19 protein-coding genes are annotated in these 15357 nt (G+C 68.2%); 10 read left to right on the forward strand and 9 right to left on the reverse strand.

Translation table 11 applies throughout. The features are described from left to right. Positions 1-2 precede the first annotated feature (2 nt). On the reverse strand, positions 3-1079 hold the full coding sequence (gene cobT / locus ED92_RS31310) for a nicotinate-nucleotide--dimethylbenzimidazole phosphoribosyltransferase (RefSeq protein ID WP_037344704.1): 1077 nt from the start codon (positions 1077-1079) through the stop codon (positions 3-5). A 93-nt stretch (positions 1080-1172) separates the two neighbouring features. Between cobT and ED92_RS31315 the strand changes: the two genes are divergently transcribed. After that, positions 1173-1841, forward strand: a complete 669-nt coding sequence (locus tag ED92_RS31315) for a 2-C-methyl-D-erythritol 4-phosphate cytidylyltransferase (RefSeq protein ID WP_037344706.1) — start codon at positions 1173-1175, stop codon at positions 1839-1841. Here the strand turns inward: ED92_RS31315 and ED92_RS31320 are convergent. Next, positions 1838-2242 (reverse strand): hypothetical protein, encoded by a 405-nt coding sequence (locus ED92_RS31320; RefSeq protein ID WP_037344708.1) that lies wholly within the window; start codon positions 2240-2242, stop codon positions 1838-1840. The two genes, ED92_RS31315 and ED92_RS31320, sit on opposite strands and share 4 nt — an antisense overlap. 170 nt (positions 2243-2412) lie before the next feature. Here ED92_RS31320 and ED92_RS31325 point away from each other — a divergent pair, with 170 nt between their 5' ends. From ED92_RS31325 to ED92_RS31335, 3 genes are read left to right on the forward strand one after another with little or no spacing between them, the layout of a single operon-like run. After that, positions 2413-3162 (forward strand): GntR family transcriptional regulator, encoded by a 750-nt coding sequence (locus ED92_RS31325; RefSeq protein WP_037344711.1) that lies wholly within the window; start codon positions 2413-2415, stop codon positions 3160-3162. Then, on the forward strand, positions 3159-4010 hold the full coding sequence (locus ED92_RS31330) for a phosphoribosylaminoimidazolesuccinocarboxamide synthase (protein ID WP_037344713.1): 852 nt from the start codon (positions 3159-3161) through the stop codon (positions 4008-4010). The genes ED92_RS31325 and ED92_RS31330 overlap by 4 nt, the downstream gene beginning before the upstream one ends. Then, entirely contained in the window at positions 4003-4230 is a 228-nt protein-coding gene (locus tag ED92_RS31335; RefSeq protein ID WP_016336063.1) for a hypothetical protein, read from the forward strand. Before ED92_RS31330 ends, ED92_RS31335 begins: the two co-directional genes overlap by 8 nt. A 72-nt stretch (positions 4231-4302) precedes the next feature. On the opposite strand, the gene ED92_RS31340 is transcribed toward ED92_RS31335, so the two are convergent. Then, positions 4303-5292 (reverse strand): aldo/keto reductase family protein, encoded by a 990-nt coding sequence (locus tag ED92_RS31340; protein ID WP_037344716.1) that lies wholly within the window; start codon positions 5290-5292, stop codon positions 4303-4305. Between the two features lie 57 nt (positions 5293-5349). Further along, positions 5350-6006, reverse strand: coding sequence for a DUF3043 domain-containing protein (locus ED92_RS31345; protein ID WP_016336061.1), 657 nt, complete (start codon positions 6004-6006; stop codon positions 5350-5352). A 143-nt stretch (positions 6007-6149) separates the two neighbouring features. Here ED92_RS31345 and ED92_RS31350 point away from each other — a divergent pair, with 143 nt between their 5' ends. After that, positions 6150-6527: an iron-sulfur cluster assembly accessory protein gene (locus ED92_RS31350; RefSeq protein WP_016336060.1), complete on the forward strand. Its 378-nt coding sequence runs from the start codon at positions 6150-6152 to the stop codon at positions 6525-6527. Positions 6528-6598: 71 nt separating this feature from the next. Here ED92_RS31350 and ED92_RS31355 read toward each other — a convergent pair whose 3' ends face one another. Further along, on the reverse strand, positions 6599-6787 hold the full coding sequence (locus ED92_RS31355; RefSeq protein WP_016336059.1) for a hypothetical protein: 189 nt from the start codon (positions 6785-6787) through the stop codon (positions 6599-6601). A 141-nt stretch (positions 6788-6928) separates the two neighbouring features. On the opposite strand from ED92_RS31355, the gene ED92_RS31360 reads away from it, so the two are divergent. After that, positions 6929-7918, forward strand: a complete 990-nt coding sequence (locus tag ED92_RS31360) for a carbohydrate kinase family protein (protein WP_152611062.1) — start codon at positions 6929-6931, stop codon at positions 7916-7918. A gap of 124 nt (positions 7919-8042) precedes the next feature. Next, entirely contained in the window at positions 8043-8696 is a 654-nt protein-coding gene (locus ED92_RS31365) for an SMI1/KNR4 family protein (protein ID WP_037344720.1), read from the forward strand. Here the strand turns inward: ED92_RS31365 and ED92_RS31370 are convergent. Together ED92_RS31370 and asnB are read right to left on the reverse strand one after the other, a co-directional pair. After that, positions 8685-9341, reverse strand: coding sequence for an alpha/beta fold hydrolase (locus ED92_RS31370; RefSeq protein WP_037344722.1), 657 nt, complete (start codon positions 9339-9341; stop codon positions 8685-8687). The genes ED92_RS31365 and ED92_RS31370 overlap by 12 nt on opposite strands. A gap of 56 nt (positions 9342-9397) precedes the next feature. Next, positions 9398-11332, reverse strand: a complete 1935-nt coding sequence (asnB, locus tag ED92_RS31375; RefSeq protein ID WP_037344724.1) for an asparagine synthase (glutamine-hydrolyzing) — start codon at positions 11330-11332, stop codon at positions 9398-9400. 192 nt (positions 11333-11524) lie between these two features. On the opposite strand from asnB, the gene ED92_RS31380 reads away from it, so the two are divergent. Next, the gene (locus ED92_RS31380) at positions 11525-12463 is read left to right on the forward strand and encodes a cytochrome c oxidase subunit II (protein WP_034321399.1); all 939 of its coding nucleotides are present in this window, start codon (positions 11525-11527) and stop codon (positions 12461-12463) included. Positions 12464-12503: 40 nt separating this feature from the next. Beyond that, positions 12504-12923 carry a cytochrome c oxidase subunit 4 gene (locus tag ED92_RS31385; RefSeq protein ID WP_037344731.1) on the forward strand — a complete coding sequence of 140 codons (420 nt, stop codon included), beginning with the start codon at positions 12504-12506 and terminating at the stop codon, positions 12921-12923. Positions 12924-12988: 65 nt separating this feature from the next. Here the strand turns inward: ED92_RS31385 and ED92_RS31390 are convergent, their stop codons facing one another. After that, a complete protein-coding gene (locus ED92_RS31390; protein WP_037345666.1) occupies positions 12989-13876 on the reverse strand; it encodes a DMT family transporter in 888 nt (295 codons plus the stop codon). Between the two features lie 82 nt (positions 13877-13958). Between ED92_RS31390 and ED92_RS31395 the strand changes: the two genes are divergently transcribed. Beyond that, positions 13959-14921 carry a GlxA family transcriptional regulator gene (locus tag ED92_RS31395; RefSeq protein WP_037344732.1) on the forward strand — a complete coding sequence of 321 codons (963 nt, stop codon included), beginning with the start codon at positions 13959-13961 and terminating at the stop codon, positions 14919-14921. Here ED92_RS31395 and ED92_RS31400 read toward each other — a convergent pair. Beyond that, positions 14918-15313 carry a cupin domain-containing protein gene (locus tag ED92_RS31400; protein WP_037344733.1) on the reverse strand — a complete coding sequence of 132 codons (396 nt, stop codon included), beginning with the start codon at positions 15311-15313 and terminating at the stop codon, positions 14918-14920. The genes ED92_RS31395 and ED92_RS31400 overlap by 4 nt on opposite strands. Positions 15314-15357 lie beyond the last annotated feature (44 nt).

Below are 15357 nucleotides of genomic sequence, written 5' to 3' on the forward strand. Positions count from 1 at the left end.
GGTCAGGTGGCGGGGGTCTCGATCAGGGGGCCGCTGACGCCGGCCTGCTCGTGCGTGGCCATCTCCGCGAGCACCCGCGTCGCCATGAACACCAGCGGCAGGGCCGCGACGGCGCCCGTTCCCTCGCCGAGGCGGACGTCCAGGTCCAGGATCGGCTCCAGGTCGAGGTGCTCCAGTGCCAGCGCGTGCGCGGGTTCGCCGCCGCGCTGGCCCGCGGTCCACCACTGCCGCGCGCCCGGGACGAGTTCCTCGGCGACCAGGGCGGCCGCGGAGGCGACCAGGCCGTCCAGGATCACCGGCGTCTTCCGCAGCGAGGCCTGCGCGAGGAAACCCGCCATCGCGGCGATGTCCGCGCCGCCGGCGGTGCGCAGCAGCGCGACCGGGTCGGCCAGCACGGTCCTCGCCCGCCGCAGCGCGTCACGGACCGCCGCGGCCTTGCGCATCCAGGCGTTGTCGTCGATACCGGAACCACGGCCGACGACGGCCACCGGTTCGCTGCCGGTCAGCGCCGCGACCAGCACCGAGGCCGGGGTGCTGTTCCCGATCCCGAGGTCGCCCGCGATGAGCAGGTCGGCCCCGCCGTCGACCTCGGCGTCGGCGATCGCCCGGCCCGCGCGGACGGCGGCACGCGCCTCTTCGTCGGTCAGCGCGTCTTCGACGTCGATCGAGCCGGATCCGCGCCGCACCTTGAACTCGCCGATCGACCGCGTCGCGGGGGCGTCGCTGTCGACGGCCATGTCGACGACCCGGACGCTCGCGCCCGCCGAGGCGGCCAGGACGTTGATGGCCGCGCCGCCGGTCAGCATGCTTCCGACGAGTTGCGCGGTGACCTCACCCGGATAAGCCGAGACGCCCTTCGCGGCGACACCGTGGTCACCGGCGAACACCACGACCCGCGGCCGCGTGAACGGCCGCGGCGGCGACTGGCCCTGGCAGGCCGCGACCCAAACGCCCAGCTCTTCGAGCCTGCCCAGCGAACCGGCCGGTTTGATCAGTTTCGTGTGCAGGGCGATCGCCGCCGAACGCGCGTGTTCATCAGGCTGCTCGACTTCGGCGAACTCGAGGTTTTCGTCGTCCAACGCCCTGCCCCTTCGGATCGCTTTGGTGGCCGGGCCCAACCTACCCACCCGGCTGTGCCAGAGTTGCCTGTGGCTCAGACGAAGGCCGCCGGGGTGGTGCTCGCGAGCGGAGCGGGTACCCGGGTCGGCGCCAAGCTCAACAAGGTCTATCTGCCGGTGGCGGGCAAACGGGTCGTCGCGTGGTCGCTCGACGCCTTCGCGCGCGTGCCCGGAATCGACGTGCTCGTGCTGGTCATCCGGCCGCAGGACACCGAACTCGCGCACGAGGTGCTCGCCGCGCATCCGGGCGAGGTCGAGCTTGTCCACGGCGGCGCGACCCGGCAGGGTTCGGAGCTGAACGCCTTGCGCCACATGGCTTCCCGCATCGAGAGCGGTGAGATCGACGCGGTACTGCTGCACGACGCGGCCCGCCCGCTCGTGACTCCGGAACTGATCGCGGACGTCCTCGACGGCACGCGGCGCCACGGGGGAGCGGTGCCCGGTGTCGCGGCGGACGACATCGTGCGCGTCGACGGCGACACCGTTTCCGGCGCGCTGCCCGGAGCGATCAGGGTGCAGACACCACAGGGTTTCCGCGCCGCCCCGTTGCTCGAAGCGTACGAAACGGCCGAGCGTGAGGGTTTCGTCGGCACGGACACGTCTTCGTGCATGGAAAGGTTCTCCGCGCTGCCGGTGCGGTGGGTTCCGGGCAGCGCGGAGAACCTCAAGATCACCTACCCGCACGACCTCGTTGTCGCCGAGCAGGTGATCGGCCGAGGTTAGGGATCTCCCTGGTCGGCCTTGGTCGGTATGGCGGGCAGGACGGTGACCGGCCGTCGTGCCTCCATCGGGATTACGCAGTCCGGATGTGGTTGCAGCAGCTGGATCGGCGCGGCGGTGTCGCCGGGCGGCGGAATGGTGAGCACGGCGCGCAGGGTCCAGTCGGCCGTCGAGTGGTACTGCCAGGACACGAGCGCGGGCCGGAAGACGTCGGTGTCGGCGACCGTGGTGACGCGGAAGGCGCTCGCCCGTTCTTCCCCGCGGAGGATGAGGACGTCGGCGCAGGTGTCCCACTGGAACACCGCGGCGCAGACCTCCGGTTCCTCCCGGGGGCCGAAGATGTAGACGACCCACCGGCGTCTTCGAAGCTCTTCGAGCAGTTCGTCGATGCTCAGATGGTTCATCGAGCCCCCCAACGGGTTTCGGGAACTTCTCGGAGAGTAACAGGTGTACTAGAGCACCGTCCAGAATGTGTACTAGTACGTAATAATGGGGTGTGAGCAGGATCCTTGGTGCTCGCCCATTGGTGTGCTAGAACGCTTGTGCGCACCGCGCGACCTTGTGAGGAGTCACCTTGCCCGCCGTCGATCGACCCGAACCGCCGTATCTCCAGATCGCGGGGAACATTCGCGACGACATCGTTTCGGGCAGGCTCAAGGAAGGCGACGCGGTTCCGTCCGCGCGCGAGATCGCGAGGAACTGGAACGTCGCGATGGCGACGGCGATGAAGGTGCTTTCGACACTTCGCGCCGAAGGTCTGGTCCGCGCGGTACGCGGGATCGGGACAGTGGTGCAGACCAGGGCGCTGCATCGGTCCGCGCACGATCGGACGATCTCGATCGCGCGAACCGGCAAGGTCTATCCACCGGGCCACTACGCGAAAATCCGCGAAGCGGGCCTCCTGCCGGCACCGGACAGGGTGGCCGGCGCGCTCGGAATCGATGAAGGTGCTCCGGTGATCCGGCGGCGAAGGACCACGTACGCGGCCGAAGGCAGGCCGGTGTCGACGTCAGTTTCGTGGTTCGACGGAGCTGTCGCGTCGAAGGCGCCTTTGCTGTTCGAGCCGGTGCGGATCGTCGAAGGCACGGTCAAATACGTGGCGGACCGGACGGGCCGGGTACTGACCGCGACTCATTCTCAGCACGCCGCGGGGCTGGCGGGTGCCGAGGAGGCGGCGGAACTCGGCGTGGCCGAAGGTTCGGCGATTCTGTTGAGTCGCAACAGGTTCTTGTCCGCCGAGGGTGACGTACTCGAGTACGGCGAATCGGCGGCCTTGCCGGACCACTGGATTTTCTACGAATACAACATCGAGGACGGGGCATGAAGCACATTCACGCGGGTAAGGTCCGGGACCTTTACGAAATCGACGGCGACATTCTGCTCGTCGCGTCGGATCGCGTTTCGGTCTACGACGTCTCGCTGCCGACCCCGATCCCGGACAAGGGCGCACTGCTGAACCAGCTTTCCGCCTGGTGGTTCGAAAAGATGGCCGACGTGGTGCCGAACCACGTCGTCTCCACGACCGACGTGCCCGCCGAATTCGCCGGCCGCGCCATGCGCTGCAAGCCGCTGAAGATGATCCAGGTCGAGTGCATCGCGCGCGGCTACCTCACCGGTCTCGGCATGCGCGAATACCAGCGCGACGGCAAGGTTTCCGGGGTCGAGCTGCCCGCCGGTCTGGTCGAGGCGGACAAGCTGCCCGAGCCGATCTTCACGCCCACGACGAAGATCTCCGACACCGGACACGACGAGTTCATGACCTTCGCCGACGTCGTGAACGAGATCGGCCAGGAGACCGCGGACCGCATCCGCGATCTGACGCTCGAGGTCTATACCAAGGGGGCGGAGCACGCGGCGAAGAACGGCATCATCATCGCCGACACCAAGATCGAATTCGGTTTCGACGCCGACGGCGTGCTGACCCTCGGGGACGAGGTCCTCACGTCGGACTCGTCGCGGTTCTGGCCCGCCGACGAGTACGAGCCGGGCCGGACGCAGCACGCGTTCGACAAGCAGTTCGTCCGTGACTGGTCCACCACGACCGGCTGGGACAAGACGCCGCCCGGACCCGCCATCCCGGCCGAGATCGTCGAGGCGACCCGCAAGCGCTACACCGAGGTCTACGAAAGGATCACCGGGAACACCTGGATTCCCGGTGGTGGTCATGCCTGAACAGCAGGTCTACGACCCGTACCGGCTGATCGACGACGTCGAGGGCCTGCTCATCCAGCGGGGCCACGCACCGGTGCGGCTCGACGGCCGGACCGGTGACCGGGTCGCCGGCGCGAGCAGGTTGTTGCGGGGCTTGGGAATCGATCCCTTGCGCGCGCCCGGCGACGCGCTCGACCTCGACGGTCAGATCGCGTACCAGTCCCGCGTGCACGGCGACTGACGTGTGTCGCAGTTAGTCGGCTGAATGCGGGAAAAGCGTCCGCATTTAGCCGACTAACTGCGTTCTTGGGGATCAGGGGGAGCGGGTCAGCGTCGGGTCGGTCTCGGTGACGCCGTCGAGGGCCTCGTCGATCGCGGCGAGCAGATCCGCGTCCAGCTTCACGCCGGCCGCCTTCACGTTCTCGTGCACCTGCTCCGGCCGCGAGGCGCCGATGATCGCCGAAGCGACGTTCGGGTTCTGCAGCACCCACGCCACGGCCAGCTGGGCCATCGTCAGGCCCGCCTTCTCCGCGATGGGCTCGAGCCGCTGCACGCGCTCGAGGACGTCGTCGTTGAGGAAACGGGCGACCATGTTGGCGCCGCCCTTCTCGTCGGTCGCGCGGGAGCCCTCGGGCAGCGGCTGACCGGGCTTGTACTTGCCGGTGAGCACGCCCTGCGCGATCGGCGACCAGACGATCTGGCTGAGGCCCTCACGCTCGGAGGCCGGGACGACCTGCGCCTCGATGACCCGCCACAGCGCGTTGTACTGCGGCTGGTTCGAGATGAGGGGCACGTTGAGCTCGCGCGCGATCGCCGCGCCCTGGGTGATCTGCTCGGCGGTCCACTCGGAGACGCCGACGTAGAGCACCTTGCCCTGGCGGACGAGGTCGGCGAAGGCGAGGAACGTCTCTTCGAGCGGGACGGTCCGGTCGAACCGGTGTGCCTGGTAGAGGTCGACGTAGTCGGTGCCGAGTCGCTTCAGCGAAGCGTTCGCCGACTCCATGATGTGCTTGCGGCCGAGGCCCTGGTCGTTCGGGCCCTTGGGGCCGGTGGGCCAGTAGACCTTGGTGAAGATCTCCAGGCTTTCGCGGCGCAGGCCCTTCAGGCCGCGGCCGAGTACCGATTCGGCGGCCGTGTTCGCGTAGACATCGGCGGTGTCGAAGGTGGTGATGCCGACGTCGAGCGCCGCCTTGATGCAGGCCTGGGCCTGGTCCTCTTCCACCTGGGACCCGTGGGTGAGCCAGTTGCCGTACGAGATCTCACTGACATTGAGGCCGCTGCGGCCCAGTCGTCGAAACTCCATGGGCGCGACTCTACCCCAGGCCGTTAGCGTCGCTAACGACCTGGGTTTCGCCTGTTCTCAGACCTTGTCGCCGGGGCTCACCCGCGGCTTGGGGACCCGCAGCTTGCGGATCTGGCTCGCCCGGATGAAGGAGTACCAGCCGACTGAGGTGCCCTTGATCGTCTCGTTCGGGAACTTCAGGCGGACCATCTTCGCGATCCGGCGCCCGCTGAGGAAACCTTCGACGATCATGCCGAGCAGCATCACGGTGCACAGCAGCGTCGCGTACCGCTGGACCTCGGGGTACGGCAGGATCAGCGCGACGAACACCAGGATCGCCAGCGGCATGAACAGGCCGAGCAGGTTGCGCCGCGAGTCGACCAGGTCGCGGATGTACGCCTTGACGGGGCCGCGGTCGCGGGGGAGCAGGTATTTGTCCTCGCCCGCCATCATCCGCTCGCGGCGTTCCTTGGCGGCGTTGCGCTGCTTCTGCTTGTACTCCGGGTCGGCCTTCGCGGACTTGCGGAGCTCCTTGTTGCGCTTCATCGCCTCCCGCATGGTGGTCGGCGGGGGCGCCACCGGGCCGCGGCGCTTGGCTTCGGCCTCACGACGCTTGGGCGTGGCCTTGCCCTTGCCCGGCGTATACGCCTTGGCCTGGACCTCGACGGCCTGGGTGTCGGGCGTCTCGGTGTCCGTCGTGGCGGAGTCTGTGGTGCTACGGCGCAGGAACCTCACCTCACCAGGGTAGTTGCAGGCGTCACGGTGCCACGCACCAGGCCGAGCGATATGTCACCATGGAGGGGAACAGATCGGGACTCCGACGTGTTGGACCATGTGCAAGACGAGTACCCGCAGCGAGTTCGACCAGAGGGAGAACCATGACGACCGCTGAGCAGGCAGCCGCAGCTCAGGCCGAAACCGCCGAGGAGACGCACGGCGTCACCTTGACCGACGCCGCCGCCAGCAAGGCGAAGGCCCTGCTCGAGCAGGAGGGCCGCGACGACATGCACCTGCGCATCGCCGTCCAGCCCGGTGGGTGCGCCGGCCTGCGCTACCAGCTGTTCTTCGACGAGCGCACGCTCGACGGCGACCTGTTCCGTGACTTCGACGGCCTCCGTGTGGCCGTCGACCGGATGAGCGCGCCGTACGTGTCGAGCGCCGTGATCGACTTCGTCGACTCGATCGAGAAGCAGGGCTTCACGATCGACAACCCCAACGCGACCGGCAGCTGCGCCTGCGGCGACAGCTTCCACTGATCCGCGTCGAGGCATGAAGAAGGGCCGCGAACCTCACCCAGGTCGCGGCCCTTCTTCATGCCCGGAGCGGATCAGACGTAGGCGTCCAGATCGGCGACCTGGGCGAGACAACGCTCGTCCACGGTCCAGGGCGGAGCGCTCTCCCGGGGCAGGGGCATGTTCTCGGCCTGGAGGGACGACGGGATACCGGCACAGTCGGCGATGAGTTCGCCGATCGATTCCGGTTCGAGGTGATACGCGGAAGTGGTCACGAACGACAAGCTAATGACTCATGGTGGAGTCGGACACCACTACCAACCGGTAGTGTTGACGGCCGTGCCTGAAGCAACCCGTATGGGGCATGACCTGCGGGTAACTTAGCCGTCCTCGCTCCCGCGGGGCCGACCGAACAAGGAGAACCGGTGGCAGCCAGCGCCAGGATCGCGGTATCCGGCAGTATCGCAACCGACCATCTCATGCACTTCCCGGGCAGGTTCGCCGAGCAGCTCATCGCCGAGCAGCTGCACCGGGTGTCCCTGAGCTTCCTGGCGGACGATCTCGTCGTGCGGCGGGGCGGGATCGGCGCGAACATCGCCTTCGGTCTCGGGGTGCTGGGCAAGAGCCCGATCCTGGTCGGCGCGGTGGGCTCCGACTTCGCCGACTACCGTTCGTGGCTCGAGCGGCACGGCGTCGACACGGCCGGGGTGCTGGTGTCCGAGGTCGCGCACACCGCCCGGTTCGTCTGCACCACCGACGAGGACCTCTGCCAGATCGCGACCTTCTACGCGGGCGCGATGGCCGAATCCCGCAACATCGAGCTGGCGCCGGTCGCCGCGCACGCGGGTGAACTGTCGCTCGTGCTGATCAGCCCGGACGACCCCGAAGGCATGGTCCGCCACGCCGAGGAATGCCGTCAGCGCGGCTACACCTTCGCCGTCGACCCCTCGCAGCAGCTGGCCCGGATGGACGGCGCGCAGGTGCGCGCCTTCGTCGAGGGCGCGAAGTACCTGTTCAGCAACGACTACGAATGGGAACTGCTGCTGCAGAAGACCGGCTGGACCGAGGCCGAGGTCCTCGACCGCGTCGGCATGCGGATCACGACGCTCGGGGAGAAGGGCGTCGAGATCATCGGCAAGGACGGCCTCGCGCTGCAGATCGGCGCCGTCCCGGAACGCGGCAAGGTCGACCCGACCGGCGTCGGCGACGGCTTCCGCGCCGGGTTCATCGCGGGTATCGACGGCGGGCTCAGCCTGGAGCGTTCGGCGCAGCTGGGTTCGCTGATCGCCGTGCTGGTGCTGGAGACCGTGGGCACGCAAGAGTGGTCCTTCGACCGCGCCGACGTCCTGGGGCGGCTCAAGGAGGCCTTCGGGCCGGAGTCCGCCGAGGAGATCGCGGCGATCCTGCCGGTGTGAGCTGAAGGGGACTTTCCCCTCATGTGATGCAGCGAAGGGGCCCTTCACCGCGTGAGATGCGGGGAAGGGCCCCTTCGGCTTTAAGGGTTCGCCTGGTCTGCCCCGCCTCCAGCAGAATGCGCCGGTGAACACCGATGCCCTCGCGGCGAAACTCGCGCGACTGCGAGAGACGGAGGAAGACCTTCCGGAGTCTCTTCACCACCTGCGCCGGTACGACGACAAGTTCGTGATCTTCGGCGCCCATTCACACCTGTATCGCAGCCAACCGCAGGACGAAGCCGAGGTCGCGGCAGCCGAGGCCGATCTCGGCGTCGAGTTCCCGGCCGATTATCACGACTTTCTGTGCCGGGTCGGCGCCGGTGCCGGGCCCTATCACGGCCTGCTGGACATGGCCGGGCTGCGAGAGTGGGCCGAAGACCTGAAGCCGGCCGAAGAATTCCCGTTCACCGCGGCAGACGCTCGCCGGGTTCACCAGGAGTGGCGTGACTGGATGCGCGATCCCCAAGGTGACTGGTTCAAGGGCATCGAGGTGAGGTCCGACCTGCCCGGTTGTGTCGCCATCAGCGAACAGGGCTGCAGCGGTTTCACGATGCTGGTCACCACCGGCGAACTGGCGGGCTCGCTGTGGGACATGGACGAGTGGGGCTGGATGACCGCCCACGCCGCACGCTCGGGCCCTCCTGTCCCAGGCGAGGTGATCGACCTGGGGCCGACGCCGACCTTCGCGGCCTGGTACGACGCTTGGCTCACCGAGTCCCTGAAGCGGCTATCGCCGTGATCCGGTCAGGATCCCGCAGATCTCGGCGGGCCGGGACAGGTGCGGGCAGTGCCCCGCGTCGATCTCGATCGCGGTGACCCCGAGCCGTTCCCGGGCGGCCCGCCGCAGCCAGTCCGGCCGGAGGGTGCGGTCGCGGGCGGGGACGATCACCGTCGACGGGATCTCCGGCGCCGCCCCGGCGGGATGCGCCGCGAGCACCGCCGGGTTGAACAGCCGCAGGCTCTCGAGCGCCGGCCGTTCGGTTTCGGGATCGCAGTCGTGGAAGAGGAATTCCGACGCCTTCTCGGGATCCGCCGTCGGGTCCACGCCGATCCAGTCCGGTGCGAGCACGTCCCGCGCCTCGTCCCGCAGGCTCCGTCCACCGGCGAAATCGGGGATGTAGGCGGCGACCCACACCAGCGCCCGCGCGTCGAGGGCTTCGGCGATGGCGGGCAGCAGGACTCCCGCGCCGGAATGCGCCACGACCACCGGCCGCTCGCCGTCGTACTGGTCTCGCGCGTGCTGCGCGTAGCCCTCGACCGGCAGTTCCCGCGGGGTCAGCAGATCCACCGCGATCGTGCGGTGCCCGGCGGCGGTGAGCAGCTTCGCCACCCTGTCCCAGCCCGCCGGGCTCTGCGTCGTGCCGTGCACGAGGACGAAGTCCATCGCTCCATGCTGGCCTCCACCGGGTGAACGGTGAAGGCCGGCGTCACGAGTCGTGACTAGAGTTTCACCGGGTAGACGGGTTCCGGCACCTCGGGCTTGATGCGGTTCTCGACGAAGATGCCGTGCCACAGCATGAACACCAGCAGCGCCCACAGCTGACGGCTGCGGTCGAGCTGTCCGGCCTTGTGCTCTTCGAGCAGCGCCAGGACGGCCTTCTTGTCGAGCAGCGCGTCGGTCTGCGAGTCCGAGATGATGCCCTTGGCCCAGTCGTACATCTCGTTGCGCAGCCACAGCCGGATCGGCACCGGGAAGCCCAGCTTGCGCCGGTTCAGCACGTGGCCGGGGATGATCTTCGCCAGTGCCTGGCGCAGCGCGTACTTCGTGGTGCCGTGCGCGAGCTTCTGGTCGAGCGGGATGGTCGAGGCGACCTTGAACACCTCGGCGTCGAGGAACGGCACGCGCAGTTCCAGCGAGTTCGCCATGGTCACCTTGTCGGCCTTGACCAGGATGTCGCCGCGCAGCCAGGTGTAGAGGTCGACGTGCTGCATACGCGCGACCGGGTCCCAGTTCTCGGAGATCTTGTACCAAGGCGCGGTGACGTCCTTGAAGCCGATCCCGTCCTCGTACGTGCGCAGCACCTTGCGGAGCTGGTCGTCGCGGAAGTTGCGCGCGTTGCCGTAGTAGCGGTCCTCCAGCGGCAGCGCTCCGCGCCGCAGCAGGTCCTTGCCGCGGGTGCCCTCCGGGATCTTCGTGGAGACCTTGCCGATGATCTTCCGCATCCCGCCGGGGATCTTCTCGAACGGCGCCAGCGAGATCGGCTCGTTGTAGATCGTGTAGCCGCAGAAGAGCTCGTCGGCGCCTTCGCCGGACAGCACCGCCTTGACGTGCTTGCGGGCTTCGCGCGCGATGAACCAGAGCGGCACGAGCGCCGGGTCCGCCACCGGGTCGTCGAGGTACCAGACGATGAGCGGCAGCGCCTCCATCATCTCGTCCGCCGACACCGTGCGGACCACGTGCTTCACGCCGATCGCGGCGGCCGATTCGGCGGCGACGTCGACCTCGGAGTAGCCCTCGCGCTCGAACCCGGTGGTGAACGCGATCAGGTTCGGGTTGTGCTCCTTGGCCAGCGTCGCGGTCGCCGTGGAGTCGATGCCGCCGGAGAGGAACGCGCCGACCGTGACGTCCGGGTCGGAGATCATGTGCTTGCCGACCGAGTCGCGCATCACATCGGCGATGCGCTCGTACAGCTCGTCGGCCTCGGCCTGGCTGTTCACCGGCTTCGCGTTGAACGTCGGGTGGAAGTACCGCGTGAACTCGACGTCACCGCCGGGGACCACCCGGAACGACGTGCCGGACTCGACGCGGCGGACACCGGTGTGCATCGACTCGGGTTCCGGCACGTACTGCAGCACCAGGTAGTGCTGCAGGGCCGTCCTGTCCAGCTCGTCCTGGACGCCGAGCACGCTCGAAAGCTCCAGCAGGCTCTTCTTCTCGCTGGAGAAGGCGACCTTGCCGGGGCCCGCCGAGTAGAACAGCGGCTTGATGCCGAACGGGTCCCGCGCGCCGAAGACGACCTTCTCCTGCGAGTCCCAGATCAGGAAGGCGAACATGCCGCGCAGCTTCTTGACCGCCTCGTCGCCGAGGTAGTGGTACGCCGCGACGATGGCCTCGCCGTCGCCTTCTGTGGCGAATTTCGCACCGTGTTCGGCGGCCAGCTCGTCACGCAGCTCTTTGTAGTTGTAGATCTCGCCGTTGAAGTTCAGCGTGTAGCGCTCCGGCGCCTCCGGCGGCCCCCACACCAGCGGCTGGTGGGCGTGGTCGACGTCGATGAAGGCCAGCCGGTTGAAGCCGTAGACCACCTCGGCGTCGGCCCAGGTGTCGTGCTCGTCGGGGCCGCGGTGCCGCTGGCAGCGCATGGCCGCGTCGACGGCGTCACGGGCGCTCGCAGCGTCGGCTTCGGTCGAACAGATCAGTCCAAGCAGGCCGCACACGTCTAGTTCACACACCTCTTGTTGGCCGAGCGGGGAGAAGGGCCCAGTATGCCGGTGGGTGTGTACACCCCGATGTGGTGGGGGATACGCGTGTTGGGGTTACCCCTTAGTCAGCGCGGCGCCGCAACTCGGCTAGGCTCCGGCTGTCACGAAGATCGGTCGAGGAGGCTCTGGGTGAAAGGGCAAGGCGCAGTGGGAAATCCAGAGCGCACCCCAGTTAAGCGGGCTGGTCGCGTCGCAGCGCTCGCCGCGCTGGTGATGCTGACCGCGACGGGCTGTTCCGGGGACGAGATCCTCCGCTTCGGCTGGCCGGTCGGGGTGACCCCGCAGGCGCACGACATGCGCACCTTGTGGACGTGGACCGTCATCGCCGCGCTGGCCGTCGGTGTCATCGTGTGGGCGCTGATCTTCTGGACCGCGATCTTCCACCGCAAGAAGAAGACCGCCGACGGCGCGGAAGAGGAACTGCCCCGTCAGTTCCAGTACAACATCCCGCTGGAGATCTTCACGGTCGTCGTCCCGACGATCATGGTCTGCGTGCTGTTCTTCTTCACCGCGACCACCGAGAACCGCGTGCTCGCCGAGACGGAGAACCCGGACGTCACGGTCGACATCGTCGCGTTCCAGTGGAACTGGGAGTTCAAGTACAAGAGCGACTCCAAGAACCACGAGGACCCCGAGATCACCACGGTCGGCAGCTCGACCGAGATCCCGCTGCTGGTCCTGCCGACGAACAAGACGATCCAGTACAACCTGCGGTCGGCCGACGTCATCCACTCGTTCTGGGTGCCGGAGTTCCACTTCAAGCGGGACGTCATGCCGGATCCGGAGAAGAACAACCAGGACTTCACCTTCCAGAACTCGATCGACAAGGAAGGTTCGTTCGTCGGCCGCTGCGCCGAACTGTGCGGCACCTACCACTCGGGGATGAACTTCGAGGTCAGGGCGCTCTCGCCGGACAAGTACGCGCAGTACATCCAGCTCCGCGGCACCGTGAACCCGAAGAGCGGCAAGCCGAACACGGCTTCCGAGGCGCTGACGGCGATGAACTGCGGCGAACTGTGCTCGCCCTACGCCGTCACCACCACCCCGTTCAACACCGACCGCACCGCGCGGGTCGCGTCCAACTGACCCGGCTGTTCGAGCCCGAAACAGGAGTGAGGCAACGTCCATGAAGGTCGAAGGACGGATTTTCTTCCTCGTCGCGGTCTTCTCCGTCATCGTCGCGGGTATCTACGCGTACATGACCGGAACGATGACCCGGGACGGCGTCGAGCCGGTCGGTGTGGTGGCCCTGATCCTCACCGGTGGCCTGGCCTTCCTGGCCGGGAGCTACCTGCAGTTCGTGGCGCGGCGTATCGAGCCGCGGCCGGAGGACCGGGAAGACGCCGAGATCAGCGACGGTGCCGGTGAGCTGGGCTTCTTCAGCCCGGGCAGCTACTGGCCGATCGGTCTCGCGGCGGCCGCCGCGCTGACCGGTGTCGCGCTCGCGTTCTTCCACGTCTGGCTGCTGATCATCGCGCTGGGCCTGGTCATCATCGCCATCGGCGGGCTGGTGTTCGAGTACCACACCGGTCCGAACCACGAGTGACGTTCTGACGCCGGAAGCGGCGCCTCGGTCTCCGGACCGGGGCGCCGCTTTTCGCATTCAGAGGACTAAACGCGGGCGGGCTGGGGTTCGGGGCGAGGGGCTCGCGTGCGCTTCGGGGCCAGCGCGGCCGCCAGGACGGCCAGCATCCCCACCCCTTCCGGCCAGGTCGGCCGGTGGCCGTAGGCGAGGACGTCGACGACCACCGCGACCACCGGATAGACGTAGGACAGCAGCGCCACCGTCGTGGTCGGCAGCTTCCCGATGCTCGCGTACATGAGCACGTACATCAGCGCGGTGTGCACGGTCCCCAGCAGGACCAGCCACAGCAGCCCTGAGGTGTCCGTGGGCAGCGGCGTGACCAGCAGGGCGGGTGCTAGCACGATCGTGCCGGTCACGAGCTGTACGGCCGCGAGGACGTGCGGGCGGACGTGCGTGAGCTGCTTCGCGACGAACGAGGCGCCGGCGTAGAGCGCGGCCGCGCCGAGGGCGAGCGCGATCCCCGTCAGCCGTACGGGTTTGCCGTCGGCGCCGTGCGCGGACAGGGAGATGAGGGTCACCCCGCCGAACGCGATCAGCGCCCGGACCAGCTGGCTCCTCGCCATCTTCTCGCCGAGGAACGCCGCGGCGAGACCGACCAGCATCAGCGGTTGAGTGTGGTAGACGACGGTGCTGACCCCGATCGACGAAAGCGAGTACGAAGCGAACAGCAGCACCCAGTTCCCGACCAGGAACAGGCCGCCGAGGACCGCGAGCAGCAGGTCGCGGCGGCTGAGCGTCCACGGACGGAGCCAACCGCGAGCCGCGCTCCACACCAGGAGCAGCAGGCCGCCGACGAGGCTCCTCGCGAACGCCACGGCGGGGGCGTCGGCGCCGCTTTCGAGGACGACGGCGCCGATCGTGCCGGACAGCGCCATCGCGGCCGTCCACTGCAACACGGGGTTGTTCTTGTTCATGGCGACCACTTTCGCCCTCGTGTGCGCGGTCAACCAGTGTCAGAGATGACATCGACCGCAAAACTTGTGACACACTGCCCGAATGGATGTGAAGAAGGTCGCGGTGGTGCTGGCCGATCAGGTCTCGCCGTTCGAACTCGGCGTCGCGTGCGAGGTCTTCGGCACCGATCGCAGCGCCGACGGCATCGAGGGCTGGGACTTCGCGGTCTGCTCGCCCGGCGGCGCGAACGTCCTGAGCTGGTCCGGCTTCGGGCTCGATGGGTTGCAGGGCCTGGACTTCGCGGCGTCCGCGGATCTGCTGATCGTCCCGACCTGCGCGCCCCGCAGCGCGAGCCCGCCGGAGCTGGTGCTCGAGGTCCTGCGCGACGCGGCGAGCCGGGGTGCCTGGGTCGCGGGCTTCTGCGCGGGCGTCTTCTCGCTCGGCTACGCGGGGCTGCTGGACGGGCGCAACTGCACCGTCCATTGGGTCTACGAGCAGGAGTTCCGGTCGCGCTTCCCGACGGCGAAGGTCGACCCGAAGGCGTTGTACGTCGACGACGGCGGCGTTCTCACCAGCGCGGGAACCGTGGCCGCCGTCGACCTGTGCCTGCATCTGGTGCGGGAGCTGCGCGGTGTCGCCGCGGCCACGACACTGGCCAGGCGGATGGTCGCGGCGCCGCACCGGGTCGGCGGGCAGGCCCAGTTCGTGCAGGCGCCGGTGCCCGAGACCGCCGCGCCGGACGACACCGTGCTCGCCGAAGCGCTCGAATGGATCGAGCGGCGGTTGGACCGGCCGTTCACCGTCGCGGAACTCGCCCGCCGCAGCGGTCTGGGGGAGCGCACGTTCCTGCGCCGGTTCTCGGCGGCCACCGGTACGACACCGCACCGATGGCTCACCGAGCGCCGTCTGGACCGGGCGCAGTCGCTGCTCGAAGAAGGCCGTTTGTCCATTGAGGACATCGCGGTCGCCTGCGGATACGCCTCCGCCGCCGCGCTGAGGCATCAGTTCGGCAAGCTGCGGGGGACCAGCCCGAGCGCGTACCGCAGGACGTTTTCCACCGGCTAGAAGGAGATTTCCTGTCCAACTGTCACTTGGACATGGTCGGGGACCTCGTCGTGCTCGTCGCCGACGGAGAGCGTGCCGGTCGGCTCGAACAGCAACAGCGACGCACCGTCCACTGAGGACGGTTTGTGGAACGTCCCGCGCGGGACGACGAAAACCGAACCGCGCGGCAGGGTGACGACGCGTTCGCCACCCTCTTCCCGCAACGCGATGTCCAAAGTGCCGTCGAGAACGAGGAAGAACTCGTCGGTGTTCTCGTGGACGTGCCAGACGTGCTCGCCCGCGACCTTGGCGAGACGGACGTCGTAGTCGTTGACGTGGGCGACGATCCGGGGGCTCCAGATCTCGTCGAACCCGGCCAGGGCGGTTTCCAGATCGATCGGCTGCTTGCTCATACCCCGATCCTCGTCACTGGACCGCCGGCGCAGTGAGTGCTAGG

It is taken from the genome of Amycolatopsis sp. MJM2582 (genome assembly GCF_000754115.1).
Taxonomy (GTDB): Bacteria; Actinomycetota; Actinomycetes; order Mycobacteriales; family Pseudonocardiaceae; genus Amycolatopsis; species Amycolatopsis japonica.

Bases quoted from the DNA above. Each gene is read 5' to 3' on its own strand.
- ED92_RS31400 (WP_037344733.1), bottom strand. From the start codon at position 15,313: ATGAGCAAGCAGCCGATCGATCTGGAAACCGCCCTGGCCGGGTTCGAC.
- ED92_RS31385 (WP_037344731.1), top strand. From the start codon at position 12,504: ATGAAGGTCGAAGGACGGATTTTCTTCCTCGTCGCGGTCTTCTCCGTC.
- ED92_RS31330 (WP_037344713.1), top strand. From the start codon at position 3,159: ATGAAGCACATTCACGCGGGTAAGGTCCGGGACCTTTACGAAATCGAC.
- ED92_RS31370 (WP_037344722.1), bottom strand. From the start codon at position 9,341: ATGGACTTCGTCCTCGTGCACGGCACGACGCAGAGCCCGGCGGGCTGG.
- ED92_RS31335 (WP_016336063.1), top strand. From the start codon at position 4,003: ATGCCTGAACAGCAGGTCTACGACCCGTACCGGCTGATCGACGACGTC.
- ED92_RS31320 (WP_037344708.1), bottom strand. From the start codon at position 2,242: ATGAACCATCTGAGCATCGACGAACTGCTCGAAGAGCTTCGAAGACGC.
- ED92_RS31350 (WP_016336060.1), top strand. From the start codon at position 6,150: ATGACGACCGCTGAGCAGGCAGCCGCAGCTCAGGCCGAAACCGCCGAG.
- ED92_RS31390 (WP_037345666.1), bottom strand. From the start codon at position 13,876: ATGAACAAGAACAACCCCGTGTTGCAGTGGACGGCCGCGATGGCGCTG.
- ED92_RS31395 (WP_037344732.1), top strand. From the start codon at position 13,959: ATGGATGTGAAGAAGGTCGCGGTGGTGCTGGCCGATCAGGTCTCGCCG.
- ED92_RS31340 (WP_037344716.1), bottom strand. From the start codon at position 5,292: ATGGAGTTTCGACGACTGGGCCGCAGCGGCCTCAATGTCAGTGAGATC.